8 protein-coding genes are annotated in these 5,026 nt (G+C 36.9%); 1 reads left to right on the top strand and 7 read right to left on the bottom strand.

The features are described from left to right. Positions 1-66: 66 nt before the first annotated feature. From H6G76_RS36010 to H6G76_RS36030, 5 genes are all read right to left on the bottom strand, one after another. Positions 67-1,068, bottom strand: coding sequence for a ribonuclease III domain-containing protein (locus tag H6G76_RS36010; protein WP_190710972.1), 1,002 nt, complete (start codon positions 1,066-1,068; stop codon positions 67-69). A 64-nt stretch (positions 1,069-1,132) separates the two neighbouring features. Continuing rightward, positions 1,133-1,636, bottom strand: a complete 504-nt coding sequence (locus H6G76_RS36015; protein ID WP_190710973.1) for a hypothetical protein — start codon at positions 1,634-1,636, stop codon at positions 1,133-1,135. A 238-nt stretch (positions 1,637-1,874) separates the two neighbouring features. Next, complete coding sequence (locus H6G76_RS36020) at positions 1,875-2,612, bottom strand: nuclease-related domain-containing protein (protein WP_190710974.1); 738 nt, start codon at positions 2,610-2,612, stop codon at positions 1,875-1,877. Between the two features lie 10 nt (positions 2,613-2,622). Then, positions 2,623-3,144, bottom strand: coding sequence for a hypothetical protein (locus H6G76_RS36025; RefSeq protein WP_190710975.1), 522 nt, complete (start codon positions 3,142-3,144; stop codon positions 2,623-2,625). 32 nt (positions 3,145-3,176) lie between these two features. Further along, positions 3,177-3,344 carry a CopG family transcriptional regulator gene (locus tag H6G76_RS36030; RefSeq protein ID WP_190710976.1) on the bottom strand — a complete coding sequence of 56 codons (168 nt, stop codon included), beginning with the start codon at positions 3,342-3,344 and terminating at the stop codon, positions 3,177-3,179. Between the two features lie 387 nt (positions 3,345-3,731). Here H6G76_RS36030 and H6G76_RS36035 point away from each other — a divergent pair, with 387 nt between their 5' ends. Beyond that, a complete protein-coding gene (locus tag H6G76_RS36035; RefSeq protein WP_190710977.1) occupies positions 3,732-4,583 on the top strand; it encodes a class I SAM-dependent methyltransferase in 852 nt (283 codons plus the stop codon). Positions 4,584-4,716: 133 nt separating this feature from the next. On the opposite strand, the gene H6G76_RS37965 is transcribed toward H6G76_RS36035, so the two are convergent. Together H6G76_RS37965 and H6G76_RS36040 are read right to left on the bottom strand one after the other, a co-directional pair. Then, positions 4,717-4,842 carry a hypothetical protein gene (locus H6G76_RS37965; RefSeq protein WP_277883163.1) on the bottom strand — a complete coding sequence of 42 codons (126 nt, stop codon included), beginning with the start codon at positions 4,840-4,842 and terminating at the stop codon, positions 4,717-4,719. Positions 4,843-4,867: 25 nt separating this feature from the next. Next, positions 4,868-5,026, bottom strand: a 159-nt coding sequence (locus tag H6G76_RS36040) for an HU family DNA-binding protein (RefSeq protein ID WP_190710894.1), incomplete at its 5' end; no start/stop codon positions are given.

Consider the following 5,026-nt stretch of genomic DNA (forward strand, 5'->3'; position numbering starts at 1 on the left):
CATCCAAGGGAAACTACAGTACGCAACGTGTAAAATTTAACTCTTATTCTTCTGCTTAACTGTTTGTTACATACTTGTAAATTTTTCCGCCGACCTACTTATATCTTTTTTTGGGTTAGGCAATTCTGTTTTTAACTCTTTTAAAGCTTGCTTAATTTCAGGCTCAATATCTAATAACAAAATTGATGCAATAATATTAGCAGGATCAGAATTATAGTTAAATTTTAAACTAATATCTAGCCCAAGATTATTTACTCGATTGAAGCTATCAAAAAAATTACGAACTTGGCTATTATTATTTATAGTTGGATCGCAGTTACGAAGCAAACCAAAAACTAAAACACGTATAAAAGCTATGTAAAATCCTCTAATTTGCATAGGTTGATAATTAAAAGCACCCAAAGGTGACTTTTCACATATCCAGAGTAACAAATTTTGCAACTTATCATCTTGTGCTACTAAAGCATCAATTTCTTCCTTCTCTTGCCATAATTTATATGAATCCTCACCATTTATCAAGTTAAGAGCTTGTAAGCAGTCTGTTGAGGGCATTTCTTCCTTAATTTGCCCTGAGCTTCTAATTTTATTAACAGCATCTTTTATAAAAAGTTTAATTAGCCATTTCTTAGTAAGAGAAAAGTCTCTTTCATAATTCAAATATACTGCCCCTAATAAAGCTTCAAACATTTCTGCAAAAAGCTCTGTTTGCTGATTCTCACCTTTGTTCTGTTCACTTCCTCCTAACAAACATAAAGTCTTTAAATTTAACTTTTTGGCAAACGTATAACAATTTTTCCTACTTACAATATTACTTTTAATATCGGTAATTTGACTTTGGTTAAAAAATTCATATTCGTTATGTAAGTAATCAACTACAGTAGCAGCTAAAATAGTATCACCTAAAATGGACAATCTTCGATATTCTCGCGCTTGTTCATCTTGCTGTTGGCGATTTATATGACTTTCATAAATTCGTGAAGGATGAGTCAATGCAATCTCAAGTAAATTTGGATTTTTAAAATCAGAAATTTGAATTGCTTGTTGAACTGCTTGGGTATTTATTTTCATGTTTAAGTTTGATTTTGTATTAGTTTTATTTCTGCTAATATTTTAATATTTATTAATTTTTATGTTATTTATGTTGATAACTTTTAATATCAGAATATACAGATATTATACGCTGTCTAACCAAGTAATCAATTTGGTAAATAAGCGAACCTTGAATTACCCAGATAATCCCAAATATCACTATAACTTGCTTTTCAATGCCTATATAAATTTCAGGAGATTTTGCATAACTTAGCCCAAATACAGGTAAAATTATAGTGCAGACTAAACCAGCTACTAACGAAGACAACACAATTACTAGCCAACCATATAACCCTTCCCACCAACTCATTAATTTTGGTACTAATCCTTTTACAATACCTATTTCTGGTGCTTGAATTTCTGAAACAAAACGGCTGAAAATCAGATGTAAGTAGTGATGAGTAAAAGCAATAAGTAGAATAGGAGAAAGAATAGTTGTTATTAATAATATACCGAATAATTCTGGACTATTTATAATCCTCGCTACACCATATCCTACTCGGATAAAATTCTCACATACAAAAGTAATTAGTCCTAGAAACATCATTAAAATAAAAGATTTTAACCAGCAACTAGGGTATGGGAAATATGCAGGCCAATTGACTTTCGCCGTTTTTGCTCTATATTATCTACATTATTGGGTTTATTCATAGTATGAAAATAAAACAATGCTTTATGTTTAGTATTCCCTTTTTACAGATATAAATATTACCTGTAATGTGCTGCCTGTTCTGGCTGGTAGATAAGCCTATTTGGGTTTTGCCTAAAAAATAAAGTAGAAATACTCAATTGCTAGAATTCTGACGCTTAATAGGCTTTGGCTTGGGAATTGGTTTAGGCGTTGGAGTCGTATTTTCTGGAATCTCATAATTAGCTACAGCAGAGGCGATTGCCTGTATTTGCTGTTCACTCAAACACTCAGGACAGCTAACCATTGCTTGCAACAGTGCAGGTACACCTTGGAAAACTTGCACTGAACAATTATTCACTCCTAACCATTTGGCAATCGGGAAAACCACAGGAGCATAAACGCAATTATTAGGTAGATTGGGAACTACAGAAACTATCCATTGAGCAAACATCTGTTGATGGTAAGCACTTTGAGACGTTGGGCTGGTAGTTACTGCTACCCAATTACTACCTTCTCGACGTTTCCACTTATCGTTGTATGCGCTAAATGAACCCTTCCAAGTCTTGATTTCTAGTAAAAAAATGCCTTTTGTACCTATAATTAAATGGTCTATTTCAGTTAAACCACTAAATTTGTTAGTAGGGATTAAGGCATTATTGAACATCACCCAAGTATCAGGAAAGCATTGGAAGATAGCTGATACACCCCACTCACCCATGCTACCTTTGAATTGATTTTTAGCTTGCTTAAACTCATACATGAACGAAGCTAGACCACCTAATGTACTGTCACCTAAAGCTTGGTGAATTTCTTGGTGTACAGCAGACTTTTTCGCAGTTATTTTCTCTTGGAATGCCGCTCTTAACGCTGGTGACTGTTGCAGAGTTTTCATAGCCAGTTACTCAATTAACTTGAACCGGAGTTTGAGCAGACTTTGTTTGCATACTGCTGGGTGTATTTAACTTACGAGATAATGCCAGCACACCCATAGCAAACTGCTGATATACTTCAGGTGACTTATTCATGAAGATGACAATTGAGTTGCGGTGACTGTGAATTGCTAAATACCGATTTTTATTAGTAATTGCATAGATGATTAGAGCAGCCCCTAACCCGATGATAATTAAGCCTCCCAGAAAAGAATGAGCCAGTAAACCTAAAGCAAAAAAGATGCAAGAACCTCCTAAACCTAGCAGTGCATAAATAGGTGCTTCTTGAGTCTCAACTGAGTCTATATTTTGAATCCTTATCCAAGTATCTTTCTTCTCTAAGTAGGTTTTAACTGTACCTTGAAGAGTATCACCAGTTACTTTGACAGTCATTTGTCCTTTAGCAGGAATTAAGATATTACCCCACACCTGAGCAGGTTTTCCTGTAATTTCAGGAAGAGACTGGTTACTTCTGATATTTATATTACCGTTCATTGGATGCCTTACCTGATTTCTAAACCTAACTATTATTTGATATCTGCATTAGGTGTCTGTTCAATAGTTAAAGAACGAACTAACTCTCGAATAATGTCCGTTCCTGCCCGCCCTGTAGTTGAGCAATATTTTTCTAATTTTTCGGCTTCACCTGATGTTAGATTTATTGTTAGTCTTTTAACAGCCCATTTCTTACTCACAAACTAAAAAAGCAATTCCTTAAACTACTCTTTCACTATCAATCACTTAAGCTGTTATTACAATGATATAAATAAGGAGATTCAATTTAAGAAGCAGTGAAGAATACTTGATAAATCTTGAAATTATCATGAAGTACGTAACTTAACTGCTAAAGTTCTAGCATTGAACAAGTTTTGGTTTGAGAGCAATTTGAAAGCAGCGTAGTATTACTCTTGTAGCTGCTTTGTAAATTAACATAACGGATTTTTAACACTTACTAGTTAATGGCTACCGTTAATTATTTAGGTATTCAGCACTCGGTTTTTACAACTAATACTAGACCACACACAAACACAGGTGAGACAATTGACTTGCTACTGCAACAATAATTCCTAAAGTTCCCAGTAATGAATGATCTGCCTGAAATTCAAGATGAAGTTTGCCGCACAGCATTGGTAATGGCAACTAAACGTGCAATAGAAGCTGACAGGCCAGACCATCTGTTTGACGATCCGTTAGCTGCACAGTTAGCTGGAGAAACCGGGCAAACTTGGCGTAAGAAATGGGAACAGCAAGATAGCGATAACCCCCTTGGTAGTGCGGTTCGCATTCAGTTTGTTGCAGTCCGCACTCGTTTCTTCGATGACTTCATCTTGTCTGTGTTGCCCGAAATTAAACAATTTGTCTTTCTAGGAGTCGGGTTAGACACAAGAGCATTTCGTCTGTCCTTCCCACCCCAGACTAGTTTATACGAATTAGATTTACCAGAACTCATACATTACAGAGAAGCGATTTTGCAAGGTAAACCTGCTAAGTGCCATCGATGCGCGATCGCTGCTGATTTAACACAACCTTGGTCACATCTGCTTTTAGAACAGGGTTTTGATATTAACCTACCTACACTTTGGCTAATGGAAGGACTGTTGATGTACTTGAATAAAGTAGAAGTTAATGAGTTACTCCACACGATTAGCCAGTTGAGTACAGATGGTAGTTACTTGGGTGCTGATTTGGTCAGCGTCAAGTCGTGGCAGGTTGGGGCTAAACATCAAAATGGCTTGATTAGCAAGCACTGGCGTTTCGGCACAGATGAACCAGAACAGTTGTTTGCATCTCACGGTTGGAATGCTTCAGTTATTCAACCGGGAGAAATCAGAGCAAATTACGGTCGATATGCTGTCCAATTGGCTCCACGCGAAATTAAAGGTGTGCGGCGGTCTTTTTTGGTTACAGCGAAGAAAGAATCGGTAACTTTATAGGCTTTGCTCGTCCGCCCAGCCCCAACTCTCACGCGACCCCAACAGTTTTGTTGAAAGACTGTTCTTAGGAGGCTAAATCGGCATCGGTCAGTGGACAGTTGCGCTTGAGAGGAGCGATATCACTTGTACACACCTAAGAGCGATCGCCTTGTCCCCAAATCTGCAATTCAACACCAAATAATCCATATTGTTTAACAACAATGGCTCTCGCAAACCTCAAACGCGAACACTGCCAAACCAAGAGCGATTGGATTAACACTGTTTAGATCAATATATCTGTAGTGCTAAGGTGCTACTTTTTCTTTGAACTGTTTGCCAGCAGAAAATGCAGGCACTCTAGTGGCTGGAATCGTAATTTTCTCCTTGGTTTTTGGATTCAGCCCTTCACGTTCGGAGCGTTCCCTTCGCTCGAACGAGCCAAAACCAACCAATGTTACCTTCTC

This window comes from Nostoc sp. FACHB-152 (genome assembly GCF_014697475.1).
GTDB lineage: Bacteria > Cyanobacteriota > Cyanobacteriia > Cyanobacteriales > Nostocaceae > Nostoc_B.

What these genes read in the sequence shown, in the direction of transcription:
- H6G76_RS36020 (WP_190710974.1), bottom strand. Translation starts at nt 2,612, where the DNA reads ATGAAAACTCTGCAACAGTCACCAGCGTTAAGAGCGGCATTCCAAGAG.
- H6G76_RS36025 (WP_190710975.1), bottom strand. Translation starts at nt 3,144, where the DNA reads ATGAACGGTAATATAAATATCAGAAGTAACCAGTCTCTTCCTGAAATT.
- H6G76_RS36035 (WP_190710977.1), top strand. Translation starts at nt 3,732, where the DNA reads ATGAATGATCTGCCTGAAATTCAAGATGAAGTTTGCCGCACAGCATTG.
- H6G76_RS36010 (WP_190710972.1), bottom strand. Translation starts at nt 1,068, where the DNA reads ATGAAAATAAATACCCAAGCAGTTCAACAAGCAATTCAAATTTCTGAT.
- H6G76_RS36015 (WP_190710973.1), bottom strand. Translation starts at nt 1,636, where the DNA reads ATGATGTTTCTAGGACTAATTACTTTTGTATGTGAGAATTTTATCCGA.